The 13,507-nt window shown below is 70.1% G+C and carries 12 protein-coding genes; 5 read left to right on the top strand and 7 right to left on the bottom strand.

The features are described 5' to 3' along the window. Window positions 1-5: 5 nt before the first annotated feature. Window positions 6-1,190, bottom strand: coding sequence for a xylose isomerase (gene xylA, locus ACFQV6_RS28445; RefSeq protein ID WP_378030668.1), 1,185 nt, complete (start codon window positions 1,188-1,190; stop codon window positions 6-8). A gap of 147 nt (window positions 1,191-1,337) precedes the next feature. Between xylA and ACFQV6_RS28440 the strand changes: the two genes are divergently transcribed. Continuing rightward, window positions 1,338-2,393, top strand: coding sequence for an ROK family protein (locus tag ACFQV6_RS28440; protein WP_378030667.1), 1,056 nt, complete (start codon window positions 1,338-1,340; stop codon window positions 2,391-2,393). 74 nt (window positions 2,394-2,467) lie between these two features. On the opposite strand, the gene ACFQV6_RS28435 is transcribed toward ACFQV6_RS28440, so the two are convergent. Both ACFQV6_RS28435 and ACFQV6_RS28430 read right to left on the bottom strand, forming a co-directional pair. Beyond that, window positions 2,468-4,171: a VWA domain-containing protein gene (locus ACFQV6_RS28435; RefSeq protein ID WP_378030666.1), complete on the bottom strand. Its 1,704-nt coding sequence runs from the start codon at window positions 4,169-4,171 to the stop codon at window positions 2,468-2,470. Between the two features lie 248 nt (window positions 4,172-4,419). Continuing rightward, complete coding sequence (locus ACFQV6_RS28430) at window positions 4,420-5,478, bottom strand: lactonase family protein (RefSeq protein WP_378030665.1); 1,059 nt, start codon at window positions 5,476-5,478, stop codon at window positions 4,420-4,422. A gap of 124 nt (window positions 5,479-5,602) precedes the next feature. Between ACFQV6_RS28430 and ACFQV6_RS28425 the strand changes: the two genes are divergently transcribed. Then, window positions 5,603-5,794 carry a hypothetical protein gene (locus tag ACFQV6_RS28425; protein ID WP_378030664.1) on the top strand — a complete coding sequence of 64 codons (192 nt, stop codon included), beginning with the start codon at window positions 5,603-5,605 and terminating at the stop codon, window positions 5,792-5,794. A 114-nt stretch (window positions 5,795-5,908) separates the two neighbouring features. Further along, entirely contained in the window at window positions 5,909-6,958 is a 1,050-nt protein-coding gene (locus tag ACFQV6_RS28420; protein WP_378030663.1) for a LacI family DNA-binding transcriptional regulator, read from the top strand. Between the two features lie 19 nt (window positions 6,959-6,977). Here ACFQV6_RS28420 and ACFQV6_RS28415 read toward each other — a convergent pair whose 3' ends face one another. From ACFQV6_RS28415 to ACFQV6_RS28400, 4 genes are read right to left on the bottom strand one after another with little or no spacing between them, the layout of a single operon-like run. After that, on the bottom strand, window positions 6,978-7,577 hold the full coding sequence (locus ACFQV6_RS28415) for an ATP/GTP-binding protein (protein ID WP_378030662.1): 600 nt from the start codon (window positions 7,575-7,577) through the stop codon (window positions 6,978-6,980). Continuing rightward, the gene (locus ACFQV6_RS28410; RefSeq protein WP_378030661.1) at window positions 7,558-7,947 is read right to left on the bottom strand and encodes a DUF742 domain-containing protein; all 390 of its coding nucleotides are present in this window, start codon (window positions 7,945-7,947) and stop codon (window positions 7,558-7,560) included. Before ACFQV6_RS28410 ends, ACFQV6_RS28415 begins: the two co-directional genes overlap by 20 nt. Continuing rightward, window positions 7,937-8,359 (bottom strand): roadblock/LC7 domain-containing protein, encoded by a 423-nt coding sequence (locus ACFQV6_RS28405; RefSeq protein ID WP_378030718.1) that lies wholly within the window; start codon window positions 8,357-8,359, stop codon window positions 7,937-7,939. Before ACFQV6_RS28405 ends, ACFQV6_RS28410 begins: the two co-directional genes overlap by 11 nt. After that, a complete protein-coding gene (locus ACFQV6_RS28400; RefSeq protein WP_378030660.1) occupies window positions 8,356-11,214 on the bottom strand; it encodes a nitrate- and nitrite sensing domain-containing protein in 2,859 nt (952 codons plus the stop codon). The genes ACFQV6_RS28405 and ACFQV6_RS28400 overlap by 4 nt, the downstream gene beginning before the upstream one ends. Before the next feature lie 391 nt (window positions 11,215-11,605). Here ACFQV6_RS28400 and ACFQV6_RS28395 point away from each other — a divergent pair, with 391 nt between their 5' ends. Both ACFQV6_RS28395 and ACFQV6_RS28390 read left to right on the top strand, forming a co-directional pair. Next, window positions 11,606-12,406, top strand: coding sequence for a hypothetical protein (locus ACFQV6_RS28395; protein ID WP_378030659.1), 801 nt, complete (start codon window positions 11,606-11,608; stop codon window positions 12,404-12,406). Between the two features lie 11 nt (window positions 12,407-12,417). Continuing rightward, on the top strand, window positions 12,418-13,488 hold the full coding sequence (locus ACFQV6_RS28390) for a hypothetical protein (protein WP_378030658.1): 1,071 nt from the start codon (window positions 12,418-12,420) through the stop codon (window positions 13,486-13,488). The last annotated feature ends 19 nt before the right edge of the window (window positions 13,489-13,507 follow it).

The following is a 13,507-nucleotide window of genomic DNA, read 5'->3' as shown; positions in this document are numbered from 1 at the left end:
GCTGACTACCTGGCCCCGAGGACGTGCTCGATGGCGAGCTGGTTGAGGCGGACGAAGTGGTACCCCTGGGCTCCGGCCGCGTCGGCGTCGTAGTCCTCGAAGGCGCCGCGGTCGGCGAGCAGGTCCGTGTAGGTCTCGCCGGGGTTGAGGGTCGGGGTGCCGAGCTCGGCGACCCTGGCTGCGGCGAGCGCCTCCTGGACCTCCGGGTCGGCGCGGAACGCCTTGGCCCGCTCCTTGAGCAGCAGGTACATCCGCATGTTGGCCTTGGCCGACTCCCAGACACCGGTGTAGTCCTCGGTGCGGGAGGGCTTGTAGTCGAAGTGGCGCGGGCCGTCGTAGGCCGGGCCGCCGTTGAGCCCGTGCTCAAGAAGGTCGACCAGCGAGAACGCGCCGAGCAGGTCGCCGTGACCGAAGACCAGGTCCTGGTCGAACTTCGGGCCGTGCTGACCGTTCAGGTCGATGTGGAAGAGCTTGCCGTGCCACAGCGCCTGGGCGATGCCGTGGGTGAAGTTGAGGTTGGACATCTGCTCGTGGCCGACCTCGGGGTTGATGCCGAACAGCTCCGGACGGTCCAGCTCCTGCGTGAACGCGATGGCGTGGCCGGCGGTGGGGAGCAGGATGTCGCCGCGGGGCTCGTTCGGCTTCGGCTCGATGGCGAAGCGCAGGCCGTAACCGCGATCCTCGGAGTACTGAGCGACGAGGTTGAGCGCCTCACGGTAGCGGTCGAGGGCGGCCTGAACGTCCTTGGCCGAGTCGTACTCGGAGCCCTCGCGGCCGCCCCAGAGCACGAGGGTCTTGGCGCCGAGCTCCGCGCCGAGGTCGGCCTGGCGCAGCACCTTGCGCAGGGCGTAACGCCGGACGGAGCGGTCGTTGCTGGTGAAGCCGCCATCCTTGAACACCGGGTGGGTGAAGAGGTTGGTGGTCACCATCGGGACGACAAGACCGGTCTCGTCGAGCGCCTTCTTGAACCCGGCGATGATGCCGTCGCGGGTCTGCGTATCCGCGCCGAAGGGCACCAGGTCGTCGTCGTGGAACGTGATGCCGTAGGCGCCGAACTCGGCCAGCTTGTGCACGGCCTCGACCGGGTCGAGGGCGGTGCGGGTCGCGTCACCGAACGGGTCACGAGCCTGCCACCCGACGGTCCAGAGGCCGAAGGAGAACTTGTCATCGCGTGTGGGCTGGGACGACACGGTTTACCTCCACGGAACGAAGCGAAACACCGGTGATTTGTTTATTGGTTGAATTATTTGGCCGTCGTATGGCAAAGTCAAGGGGTGTTGAGCGCCCCCACGACGCCGGTGCGTCAGGCCAGCGTCCGCGCCCATAATCTCGCGCTCGTGCTGCGCACCGTGGCGAACAGCACAGATCAGCCATCCCGGGCAGCCGTGGCGGCGGCCACCGGGCTCACCCGCGCCACCGTCTCCGCCCTTGTCGACGACCTGATCGCCGGTGGGCTGCTCACCGAGGTGGCACCCGCACCGCGCACCGGGGCCGGTCGCCCCGCGGCCGGGCTCGCGCTCACCTCCGCCGGGCCGGCCGGCCTCGGCCTGGAGATCAACGTCGACTATCTGGCCGCCTGCGTCGTCGATCTCACCGGCGCGCTGCGCCAGCGCTTCGTCGAGCACGCCGACCAGCGTCCCGCGGGCGCCGCGCAGGCTCTCGCCGCGCTCGGCCGGCTCGCGGCCCGCGCCCGGCTCGCCGCCGAGGCCGACGGGCTGATCGTGGCCGGCGCCGCGCTCGCCGTGCCGGGCCTGGTCACCGGCGACGGGCTGGTCCGGGTCGCGCCGAACCTCGGCTGGCAGGACGTCGACGCACCGGCCCTGCTGCGGGCCACCCCCGAGCTGGCCGACCTGCCGGTCACGGTGGACAACGAGGCCAACCTGGCGGCCCTCGGCGAGCTGCGGGTGGCCGGCGGCGACCCCACCTTCCTGTACGTCTCCGGTGAGGTCGGCATCGGCGCCGGCCTGGTCCTCGGTGGTGACCTCTACCGGGGCGTCCGCGGCTGGAGCGGCGAGATCGGCCACGTGACCGTCTTCCCCGACGGGCGGGCCTGCCGGTGCGGCGCTCACGGCTGCCTGGAGCAGTACGCGGGGCAGGAAGCCCTTCCCGGCGACGAGGCGCTGGCCGCCCGGGCGCTGGGCATCGCGCTGGCCGCCGTGGTCAACCTGCTGGACGTGCCGGTGATCGTGCTGGGCGGGGCCTACGCGCCCTACTTCGGCCGGCTCCGGGAGGGCATCGAGGCGGAGCTGGAGCGCCGCGTGCTGACCTCGGCGCTGGCTCCGGTCACGCTGCGGGTGGCCGCGCTGGGTGCGGACGCGGCGATGCGCGGTGCGGCGGACACCGTCATCCGGGCAGTCCGCGACGACCCGGCCGCCTGGCTGCGCCGCCCCTGAAAAGAAAGCAGCCGGAAACGGCGGCGGCCGCCACCCCCGCGGGGATGGCGGCCGCTCAGTGCCTGTAGCGCCGGTTACTGCGCGCCGGTACGCGTACCGATGGCCTCGAAGAAGATGTCACCGATCTTCGCCTCGTCCGTGGCGATGAACACGCCACTGCCCCGGACGACCTTGGAGATCGACAGCAGCTCGTTCTTGTCGACCTCGTTGCCGATGCCGATGAGCACCAGGCGGATCGGCTTCGTCGGATCCTGCGCCTTCTTCAGGGCCGCCAGCAGCTGATCCTGGTCGATGCCGTCATCGTTGGCGTTGATGCCGTCGGTGAAGAGGATGACCGAGTTCGACTTGCCGTTCTGCCAGCCCTGCTTCACCTCGTTGTACGCGGCGAGGATGGTGTCGTAGAGGCCGGTGGCCCCACCCGACACCGGGTCCAGCTGCTCGATCGACGCCGCCAGCTCCTCACGCCCCGTGGTGAGCGGCTTGATCGACTCGACCTCCTTGTACGGCTTCTTGCCGTCCAGCTTGGTGGCGAACCGCCAGACACCGACAGACCACTGGTTGTTGAAGAGCCCGAGACCGAACCGGGCAGCGGCCTGGGTCACCTCGGCACGCGTCTTGTTGCCGGCGGTCGGTACGGGGTTGGACATCGAGCCGGAGACGTCGAAGACCGCGAGCACCCGGCCGGGCTGCGTGGTCGCCACCCAGCTACCGACAGCGCGGCTGAGCACCTTGCCGTCCACGCCCGAGGCGGCGGCGCCACCCTCGGAGTCACCCGTCGACGGGGTGATCGCGGGCGAGGCCTGCGGAGCGCCGACCGGCGCCTGGAAGGTCGCACCGTACGACCCGTCCGGGGAGCGCAGCCCGAAGGTGCTGAGCACGTCCTTGGCGCGGGCCGCGGTCAGCTGGGCCAGCAGGCCGTCGGCAGCCGCCGACTTCTGCTGGTCGACCACCTGCGGCATGATCGAGTACGGGTAGTCGAGCGGCACCGGGCTCGGGTCCATGTAGATGGCGCTGAGCCGGACCGCGGGCTGCTGCGAGTTGTACGCCACGACGTCCTCCTCGGACAGCGGCGCGGCACTCAGGCTGGAGGCGATCTCGCTCGGGTCGGCCGAGCGGGGGAAGCTCTCCAGCAGCTCCTCGCGGAGCTTCGACTTGTTCTCGGCCAGCGTGGTCAGCGCGCGGGACTTGCGCTTGAGGCCCTCGGTGTCGGTGCCGGCGACCGAGCTGATCGCGAGCAGGCTGGTGAGCCCGGCCGCGTCGACGGTCGGCTCGACGATGCCGAACTTGATCTTGTCGCTGGTGCCGACCTGCGCCAGCAGTGTGTCCCAGCCGAGTTTCTGGTTGGGCCAGCCGAACTGCTTGGCGATCGGTTCCGGCATGGCGAGGACCACCGGGCTCTGCGCGACCGAGGCGATCTTCGTCGGCGAGAAGCCGGAAGCCTCGTTCTTCAGGCGCAGCAGCCAGGTGGAGGAGTCCGGGAGCCACACGTCCGGCACCTGGACGGACTCCGGCGCGGTGCCGAGGCCGGCCAGCTGGACAGAGTGCTCACGGGAGACCGCGCCGGCGACCTGCGAAGAGTTCTGCTCGGCGACATCGACCGCGATGCAGGTGCCATCGACGTTGGCACCCTCCTGGATCCAGGTCTGCGCGATCTGCTCCACGGCTGGGGCGATCTCCGGCGAAGCGGAGACGGACAGTCGCACCGATCCGGTACAACCGGAGTCAGCGAACTGCTGATAGGTGAGCCACGACCCGGCAACCACGACGACTATTGCCATCGCGCCTCCGACGACGCCGGCTCCCTTTGAATTGAAGTTCCTACGATGGCGGCCAGACACGCGCTCCATAGTGCGCATGTCGGAAGCTGAATGCCATATACGTTCGGTCGAAAATTACTCGGATTGGCCGTTTCCGATCTAGGAAGTACGCTCCGTCACGACGCCGTCTCGAGGAGTAGCGACTTTCGTCCTCGCTCCGCCGGATTTCGCGCTAAAGATCACGAACGCCCCTAAGTGACTGATCTGACCTATGACCTGATCATTGGAGAGGCCCAGCGGAGCAGGCATGTGGGGCTCGGCTCGCCGACCGGCTCACCCTGCGAAACGGGGATTCCGGTATCCGGGTCGATGCGGAAGACAGTCACGTTGTGTGAGCGCTCATTGGCTACGTAGAGGTGATCCCCGAGCAGGGTCATGTGCCTCGGCCAGACGCCTCCGGTGGGCACCTCGGCGATCAGGGTGGCCGTCTCGCCGTCCCACGAGAAGGCGGAAACGGTGTCCGGGCCGCGGTTCGCCACGTAGACGAAGCGACCGTTCCGGCCCATGCAGACCTCGGACGGGTAGACCGTACCGGGCAGCGTGCTGGCGGCCGCCTCCCCGCGCTGCTCCAGCACCGGGCCGCCGGAGGGCCGGTACCAGGTGAGGTTGGCGCCCAGCTCGCCGGCCAGGAGCAGCGCCCCGTCGGCGGACCGGATCAGGTGACGCGGGCCGGTGCCGGGCTTCGCCTCGACAGCGGGCTCCGGCGAGCCGAGCCGGCCCGACACCGGGTCCAGCCGGGACCGCCACACCCGGTCCGAGCCCAGGTCGGAGATGAGCACGTCGGTACCGCTCGGGTCCGGCACGACCTGGTGGGCGTGCGCACCGGCCTGGCGCTCGGCGTCCGGGCCGGAGCCGGTCAGGGTCAGCAGGTCGCTGCGCTCGCCGGGCGCGCCCTCGGCGTCCAGCGGGTACACCGAGACGGCGCCGCTGGCGTAGTTGGCCACGACCAGGTGCTTGCCGCTCGCGGTGACCGCGACGTGGCACGGGTCGGCACCGCCGGTCGGCCGCACCGCCAGCGGGGTGAGCGAGCAGTCGGGGGCGACCGAGAAGGCGCTGACCGTGCCGTCGGAGAGTTCGTTCACCGCGTACAGCACCGGGAGGGTGGGGTGCTGGGCGAGGAAGGACGGGGACGGCGTACGCGCGGCCAGGCCGAGCCGGGCCAGGTCTCCGGTGGACGGATCGCGCCGCAACAGCGTGATGCCGTCGCCCTCGCCGCCCTTCTCTCCGGTGTAGCAGCCGACGAAGACGTACTCAGCACTCGAACCCATACCCCTGATCCCATCACACTGTCGGATCCGCGTCCCGTCGGCTCACCTTCTTGACCGGTACAGAAAACCGGTTTACTATACCGGTATAGATAACAGGTACGGATCGGGAACCGAGGAGACTGTCATGGAACTGCCCACCGCCTACGTCCGCGGGCTCCAGGACGTGACCCGTGAGGTCCACAGCGCGCGTCCGGGTGCACCCGTCGTGCCGCACCGGGAACGCGCCAGGCGTACCCCGAAAGTGCGTCTGTCCCTGTCAAGGGCGCTCTACCGAGCAGCCGCCGCCATCGCACCCGCCGGGCACCACCCGGTTTGATCTTCGCTCGTTCCCGGGCCGGGACCACCCGCCGCCACCGTCCGGTGAAAGGTGGTCCCGGCCACCGGCGCTACCGTGTGGGCAGCGGAGAGGAGCGGTGACCGGGTGCCGAGGGTGACGTTGCAGACCATCGCCGATCGGGTCGGTGTGAGCCGGATGACGGTGTCGAACGCGTTCTCCCGCCCCGACCAGCTCTCCCCCGCCCTGCGCGAGCGCATCCTCACCGCCGCGCAGGACCTCGGTTACCCGGGGCCCGACCCGACCGCCCGCGCCCTGGCCAAGGGCACCACCGGCGCCGTCGGCATCCTGCTCACCGACTCCCTGCGATATGCGTTCACCGACCTGGTGGCCGGTGGCTTCCTCGGCGCGATCGCCGACGAGCTGGCGCCCACCGGCCTGGCCATCACGCTGCTCACCTCGTCGACCTCGGAGGATCTGATCCCCGCCCGGGACGTGGCGATCGACGGCGCGCTCGTCTACGCCTGCGACCCCACGTCGACGGCGGTGTCCTGGCTGCGGCGCCGCCGGCTACCGATGGTCTTCGTCGACCAGGAGTTCACCGACGACGTGCCGACCGTCAACATCGCCGACCGGGAGGGCGCCCGGGCGGCTGCCCAGCACCTGATCGATCTTGGCCACCGTCACATCGCCATCGTGATGAGCGGCCACCACGGGCAGCGCGGTTTCATCGCGGACCCGTCGGCGCTGGTGGAGGGCCACGCCTCCCGGCTGCGGCTGCTGGGCTGGCTCGACGCGCTGAAGCCCGCGGGGGTCGAGCCGGTCGTCATCCGTCACCCTTTGGATCAAACCGATGCCGTACGCGGGGACGCGCGCCTGATGCTGTCGGCGGCGGACCGGCCCACCGCCGTGCTGTGCTTCTCCGACACGACGGCGGTCGGGGTGCTACAGGCCGCCGACGACCTGGGGCTGACAGTGCCCGGCGATCTGTCGGTCATCGGGTTCGACGACGGTCCACTCGCGACGCAGCTACAGCCACCACTGACGACGGTTCGTCAGGACGTGGAGGAGAAGGGCCGGGTGGCCGCGGCCGCCCTCACCGAGGCCATCCGGCGCGCCCGGACCGGCGAGACCGGCCCGGTGCCGCACATCGTGCTGCCGGCGACGCTCATGGTGCGCGGCAGCACCGGGCCCGCGCCGGCCTGATCCCCGGCAGCCGGCTCGGTCAGCGCCGGCCCGCGGAGGTCAGCTGGCGGCGTGCCACATACTCCACCAGCTCGATCAGCACGTTGCGGGCGGCGACCTGGTCACGCGCGTCGAAGAGGACGACCGGCACACCCGGGTCGAGGTCGAGCGCACGGCCCACCGCGTCCGGAGCGAAGCGGTGCTCGGTGTCGAAGCAGTTCACCGCGACCACGAACGGCGTACCACGCTGCTCGAAATAGTCTATCGACGGGAAACAGTCGGCCAGCCGGCGCGTGTCGGCGAGCACCACGGCACCGAGAGCGCCCTGCGACAGCTCGTCCCAGAGGAACCAGAAGCGGTCCTGGCCGGGGGTCCCGAACAGATACAGCTGAAGGTCCTCGGTGATGGTGATCCGGCCGAAGTCCATGGTCACCGTCGTGGTGGTCTTGCCCTCGACACCGGAGACGTCATCAGCGCCCTCGGCACCGGTGAGCACCTCCTCGGTCTGCAGTGGCCGGATCTCACTGACCGATCCGACCATGGTGGTCTTGCCCGCGCCGAAGCCACCCGCAATGAGAATCTTGAGGGCGACCGGAATGCGCGACGAGCCGCCGTGGCGGTCAGAGCGCACGGAGTCCATTGACAACCGCCTTGAGTACGTCGACGTCGTGCGGCTGCGAGGCCGCCGGAGGTTCGTACAGCGAGATCAGTCCCGCTGAACGTAGATCACCGAGGAGCACACGGACCACGCCGATCGACAGGTCCAGCTGGGACGCCAATTCAACCACGGAGATCGGCTCCCAGGCGGCAGCCACGATGGCGTGGTGCTCGGGTTGCAACTGCGGGCCTTGCGGCATGTCCGGGACGGTGGCCACCACGAAGGCGACCAGGTCGAAGTCACCGTCTGAGGGCGCGACCCGGCCCTGGGTCATCGCGTAGGGACGGACCACCGGTCCCGCATCGTGGTCCATCCAGTCGTTTGGGGTCACACGCGGCTGCTCAGAGAGCATCGGACGGCGTGAGCACCGACCGCTCCGGAGCGCTCATGATCTGTCCCACCCGAGTGACAAGCATCGCCATCTCGTACGCGATCAGGCCCAGGTCGGCGTCGGCCGAGGCCAGCACGGCCAGGCAGGCGCCCTGCCCCGCGGCCGTGACGAAGAGGAAGGCCTCCTCCATCTCGACAACGGTCTGCCGGACCTGCCCCGCCCGGAAGTGCCGGCTCGCGCCCTTGGCCAGGCTCTGGAAACCGGCCGCCATGGCCGAGAGGTGCTCGGCATCCTCCCGGTTCATCGCCGCGGAGCAGCCGAGCATCAGCCCGTCGGCGGAGAGGACCACCGCCTGCTGCGCGGTTGGCACGCGTTCGACGAGGTCGTCGAGGAGCCAGGTGAGGTTCGCGCTCTGCTTCGTCGTTGCCACTATGCGTCCTTCTCCAGCCTGAGGTTCTCTCCGGTGCCCGCGGCGCGGTCGCCAGACGCGCCCGCATCGGTCCCGGAAACTGCTTTCTCCCGTGCCGCCGCGACATCGACGAGGGCCGGGAAGGTGACGGTAGCCGCCTCGTCGAACGCCGTGGCGTCCGGCTCCGCGGCGGGTTCACTGCCCGGAGTCTCCGGTGTCACCGGTACCGGTCCAGCCGGTGCCTGATCAGCGGGCGGGGTGACGCGGGACGCGTCGATCCGGCCGCGGGTGGTGCCGAGTTGCAACGCACTCATCAGGGTGCGGACCTGCTCGGGGCTGCGCTCCGGAGCGGTGGACTCCGGTTGCACGACCGGCTTGCGCAGCTGCGGTGCCAGGTTCGCCTGCCGGACCCGCTTGGGCAGGTTCTCCAGGGCGGCGGTGTCCTCGTCCGCGCCGTCTCCGGCAAGCGGCTCGGTGGCGCCGAACGCCGGGGCGGCCGAGACCGGCGCCACCGGAGCGGGGGCGGCCGGCGCCGAGTTGCGCGGCACCGATCGTGGGGCCATCGGCATCTCGTCGAGCGGGGCCAGCACACCGGAGCGCTCGAGCGTGGCGCCGTTCGCGGCGCCGTTGGAGGCCCCGTTCGAACCGGCCCCGTTCGAACCGGCCCCGTGGGGGGCTCCGTTCGACAGTGCGGTGACGTCGGCAACCTGCGGCTCGCTGTTGCGGCGGGTCCGGCGGCGCTGCACCAGGCCCTCGGCGCTCAGCTCGGCCGCGACGGCACTCGGCGCCGGGCCGCTGCTGTCGCTGTCGACACGTTGCTGGGGTATGGCCGCGGGCTGGGTCTCGCTACCGGGAAGCCGCCCGGCGACGGTGAGCTGTTGCAGCTCCTCGACGCCCTGCCACTGCATGCCCGCCAGCGAGCGGGGATCCGGGTCATCGGTACCCCAGGCGCTCTCCTTGGCACCGGAACCGCCACCGGAGCCGGCCGGGGCAGCCGGGCCGGGACCGACGGTCACCAGGTCGCCGGGGACCAGCACGATCGCGGTCACCCCGCCGTACCCGGACACGCGCAGCGAGACGCGGATGCCGTGCCGGTTCGCGAGCTGCGCCACCACGAACAGGCCCAGCCGAGCGCTGTCGGTGGGGTCGAACTCGGGTGGCTCGGCGAGGCGGCGGTTCGACTCCTCGATCTGCTCCGGGCTCATGCCCAGGCCACGGTCCTCGATCTCGATCGCGTAGCCGTTCGGCAGCACCTGGCCGACCACCTGGACCCGGGTGTGCGGCGGGGAGAACGACGCGGCGTTCTCGATCAGCTCGGCGAGCAGGTGGATCACGTCACCGACCGATCGGCCGACCAGGGCGGACGAGGTCACCGAGCGGATGTCGACCCGCTTGTAGTCCTCCACCTCACTGATCGCGCCACGGATCACGTCGATCACCGGGACCGGGTTGCGCCAGCCGCGGCCGGGTGCGGCACCGGCGAGGATCACCAGGTCCTCGGCGTGCCGCCGCATCCGGGTGGCGAGGTGGTCGACCCGGTACAGGTCCTCCAGCTCCTGCGGCTCGGTCTCCCGCCGCTCCATCCTGTCCAGCAGGGAGAGCTGACGGTGCAACAGCGTCTGGCTGCGCCGGGCGATGTTGAGGAACACCTCGTTGATGCCGCGCCGGACGTTCGCCTCGTCGACGGCTGACTGCACCGCCGTACGCCTGACGTTGTTGAACGCCCGTCCGAGCTGGCCGATCTCGTCGCCGCCGTACTCCAGCGGGGGTGTCTCGGCCTCGACGTCGACGGCCTCGCCGCGCTGCAGCCGCCCGACCACCGAGGGCAGGCGATCGGTGGCCATCTCCAGAGCCTCGCGGCGCAGCCGCACGAGGCGGCCGACGATCGAGCGGCCGAATCGCACCGAGACCATGATCGAGAGCACCAGGGCGACCAGGCCGAGCAGGCCGGCGACGGCGAGCCGGAGCAACACGCTGATCGCGAGCGGGGTGGCGTCCTGGGCGATCTGCTCGACGGCTCGCAGCTCGAAAGCGGTCAGATCCTGCGTCGCCTTGTCATAAACGGGCTGCCACTGCGAGCCCGAGATCGGTGTCGGACCGCCGACGTAGTTGTCACCGATCAGGATGTTCTGCATGTGGGTGAGCTCGAGGAAGGTCGTGCTCATCAGCAGCTTGGCGAAATCGCCCTGCACCGGTACCGGCATGTCGGCGACGCCCGCGCCCAGCAGATATCGCGAGGTGCTGAGGTACTCCACGAGGTTCGCGCGGGAGACCGCGTCGATCCGCCCGGCCGCCGCGGCACCGGCCATCAGCGCGTCGGCACGGCTCAGGTACTCCTGGCCGCGGAAGGCGCTGATCACGCCGCGGACCTCTTTGTCGACACGCTCGTGGAAGAAGACAGCAGCGGTACGGGAGACGTCGAACCCGGCGTCGATCGCGTCGTTGAAGTACTTGATCTGCGACAGCACGTCCATGTCCCGGACGTCGATCCGGGAACGGACCGTGGCCAGCTCGCTCAGGTGCGACTCCAGCGCGGCGACGTCGGCGCGGACCGACTCGTTCATGTCGGTGGTGCCGGCCGCCGACCGGAAGCCGCTCACGGCCTCGTCGGTGGCCGCACGCTGCTTGTTCAGATCGTCCAATGTCGAACGGCGCGCGGCGATGTAGGCCGCGGCGAAATGCCGTTCCCGCTGCAATTGCATGATCAGTTGCAGTCCCGGGTCGCCGAGACGGTGCACGGCGTCGCGCGCGGAGAGCAGGGTGAGGGCCGGACCCGAAGTCACCACAGTGGCGAAGATCCAGAGCGCGAGCAGTGCCGAGAGCGGCACGGCGACCATCGCGATGATCTTCGAACGGATGGACCAGTTGCGGCTTCTCATCAGGCTCCGCCCGAGGGGGTTCGGTAGGAAACGATCAACGCCTCACCAGGCGTGACGGGGCGATCAGAATGGGACGGCCGTCACGCCTGACAGATGCGCTCCGGAAGAATACGTAATGACGTCCGTCTCAGCTAGTTCCGCGCTGTATCAGATGCTGGGCATCCATACCGTTTCTGCTGGCAGATTGGCATGCGATCTTTTTGCTAGATCGTCGGTGATGCGACAGCGCCCCGGGGCATTCTGTGCATCGGCAAACACAGACGCACGTGCATCTGCCCACCTGGCGGCGCTCTTCACGCCCTGTTGTCCCGTCGGGGAACGTTCTACCCCGGAACGGGATTGGTGGCCGGTACCAGTTGGGAATACCTCCAGAGGAAGAAGGAGGAACCTGATGTCCCCTGCCGTCACCATCGTCCTGATCGTTGTTGTTCTTCTCGTCCTGGCAGCGATCGTCCTCGGTGTCCGGGCCGCGCGGCGCCGCAAGCTTCAGCAGACCTTCGGCCCCGAGTACGACCGGGTGGTCGCCGACGCCGGCAGCCGCTCGGACGCGGAGAAGGAGCTGCTCGAGCGCACCAAGCGGCACGCGCAACTCGAACTCAAGCCCCTGTCGCCGGAGTCCCGTGCGAAGTACGCGGCCGCCTGGGAAGAGGTCCAGATCCGTTTCGTGGACGACCCCAAGGAGGCGGTCGAGACCGCCGACGAACTGGTCACCAAGCTGATCGCCGAGCGGGGTTACCCGACCGGCGACTACGACGAGCGGCTCGCCAACCTCTCCGTGGAGCACGCCGCCACCCTGGAGCACTACCGCTCCGCCCACGACATCAGCCGGCGCAGCAAGGACAACGAGGCCGGGACCGAGGATCAGCGGCAGGCGCTAGTTCACTACCGGGCGCTCTTCGCCGACCTGCTCGGTGAGGATCCGGTGGGGCGCACCGGTACGACGTCGGCCACCCGTGGCCCGGCTTCCCCCGCTTCGCCCGTTTCTCCCGCCGCCCCCGCTTCTCCCCCTGCCACGTCTCCGGCGGACTCCTCCGCAGCCACCTCGTCGCCGGCATCGCGTACGCCGGCTCAGCGATCGGCGCCCGAGGACGAGACCACGACCGATGCGCCCGGCCGTACGGTGACCGACACTGAGGACACCGCCACCGATTCCGGCGTCGCCCGCTCCCGGCCCGACGCCACCAGCCGCTGAGGAGTTCCACGATGCGCTTCTTCTCGAACGAGGCCAAGGACAACGCCGACGAGCGGGACCCCGACGTCCGCACCGAGGACGCCGACGGACCGGATCACGTGCAGTCCGACCCGGTGGCGGTGCCGCAGCAGCGCGCCGGCTCGCCGTGGCAGCACGGACCGGCCGACGGCACGGACCGGGCGGTGGTCGATCCCGCGCCGCAGCCGACGGCGTTCGGCGCCTCCACTGTGGGCGGTGCGGTTGCCGCGTCGGCCACCGCCGGTCCCTCCACTGACGCCGGCCCGTCCGCCACCGACCGCACCACCGACGCCGCCTCTGGGGTGGCCGACGACCGGACGGTCCCGCTGGGCGACCGCTCGACTGCCGGCGTGACCGGAACTGATCGTCCGCGCGATGCGGATGACGAGGTCGCGTGGAGCGGGACGCCGCAGCACGACGAGACCCGCCGCGACGGGGACGACTCACCGGTCGATCTCGCCCTCGAGGACCGGGGCACGTTCGACGACCCGCAGCTCACCCAGGAACTCCGGACGGCGAACGACAAGGACGGCGACGGGGTGAAGGACAAGCACGACGACACCGTCACGGACGTGGACGTGGACGGCGACGGCGACGGCGACGGCGACGGCGACGGTGTTAAGGACAAGGACGAGGTGGCGGACAAGCATCTGGTGACGGACACGGATTCGGTGAACGACCGGGACGGGGATGGCATCAACGACCGGGACGAGAGCGGCTCGGACATCGCGGCCGCCTACGCCGCGGATGAGGTCAAGCCCGCCTCGAACGACGTGAAGCCCGTCGCGGAGACGCCCACCATCTCCGGCCCGGCACCGTTCTTCCCCACCGCCGACACCGACGCGCTCCGCGAACGCTGGCGTGACGTGCAGCTCCGCTTCGTCGACGACCCGAAGGGCGCCACCGCCGAGGCCGCCGGCCTGGTGGATGAGGCGGTCGACAAGCTCACCAGGGCGCTCCGCGACCAGCGCGGCTCGCTCGCCAAGGGCACCGACGACACCGAGGCGCTGCGGGTGGAGCTGCGCAGTTACCGCGACATCCTGGACCGTCTGCTCGGGCTCTGATCGCTTGGTCAGACGGATT

Source organism: Actinoplanes sp. GCM10030250 (genome assembly GCF_042666575.1).
In the GTDB taxonomy this organism is placed as follows: Bacteria; Actinomycetota; Actinomycetes; order Mycobacteriales; family Micromonosporaceae; genus Actinoplanes.
Note: the sequence above shows the minus strand (reverse complement) of the source record. Positions and strands in the feature narration are given on the sequence as shown.

Excerpts from the sequence above, each read along its gene's own strand:
- ACFQV6_RS28415 (WP_378030662.1), bottom strand. The coding sequence starts at position 7,577 with ATGGACTCCGTGCGCTCTGACCGCCACGGCGGCTCGTCGCGCATTCCG.
- ACFQV6_RS28395 (WP_378030659.1), top strand. The coding sequence starts at position 11,606 with ATGTCCCCTGCCGTCACCATCGTCCTGATCGTTGTTGTTCTTCTCGTC.
- ACFQV6_RS28425 (WP_378030664.1), top strand. The coding sequence starts at position 5,603 with ATGGAACTGCCCACCGCCTACGTCCGCGGGCTCCAGGACGTGACCCGT.
- ACFQV6_RS28410 (WP_378030661.1), bottom strand. The coding sequence starts at position 7,947 with ATGCTCTCTGAGCAGCCGCGTGTGACCCCAAACGACTGGATGGACCAC.
- ACFQV6_RS28430 (WP_378030665.1), bottom strand. The coding sequence starts at position 5,478 with ATGGGTTCGAGTGCTGAGTACGTCTTCGTCGGCTGCTACACCGGAGAG.
- ACFQV6_RS28390 (WP_378030658.1), top strand. The coding sequence starts at position 12,418 with ATGCGCTTCTTCTCGAACGAGGCCAAGGACAACGCCGACGAGCGGGAC.
- ACFQV6_RS28400 (WP_378030660.1), bottom strand. The coding sequence starts at position 11,214 with ATGAGAAGCCGCAACTGGTCCATCCGTTCGAAGATCATCGCGATGGTC.
- ACFQV6_RS28435 (WP_378030666.1), bottom strand. The coding sequence starts at position 4,171 with ATGGCAATAGTCGTCGTGGTTGCCGGGTCGTGGCTCACCTATCAGCAG.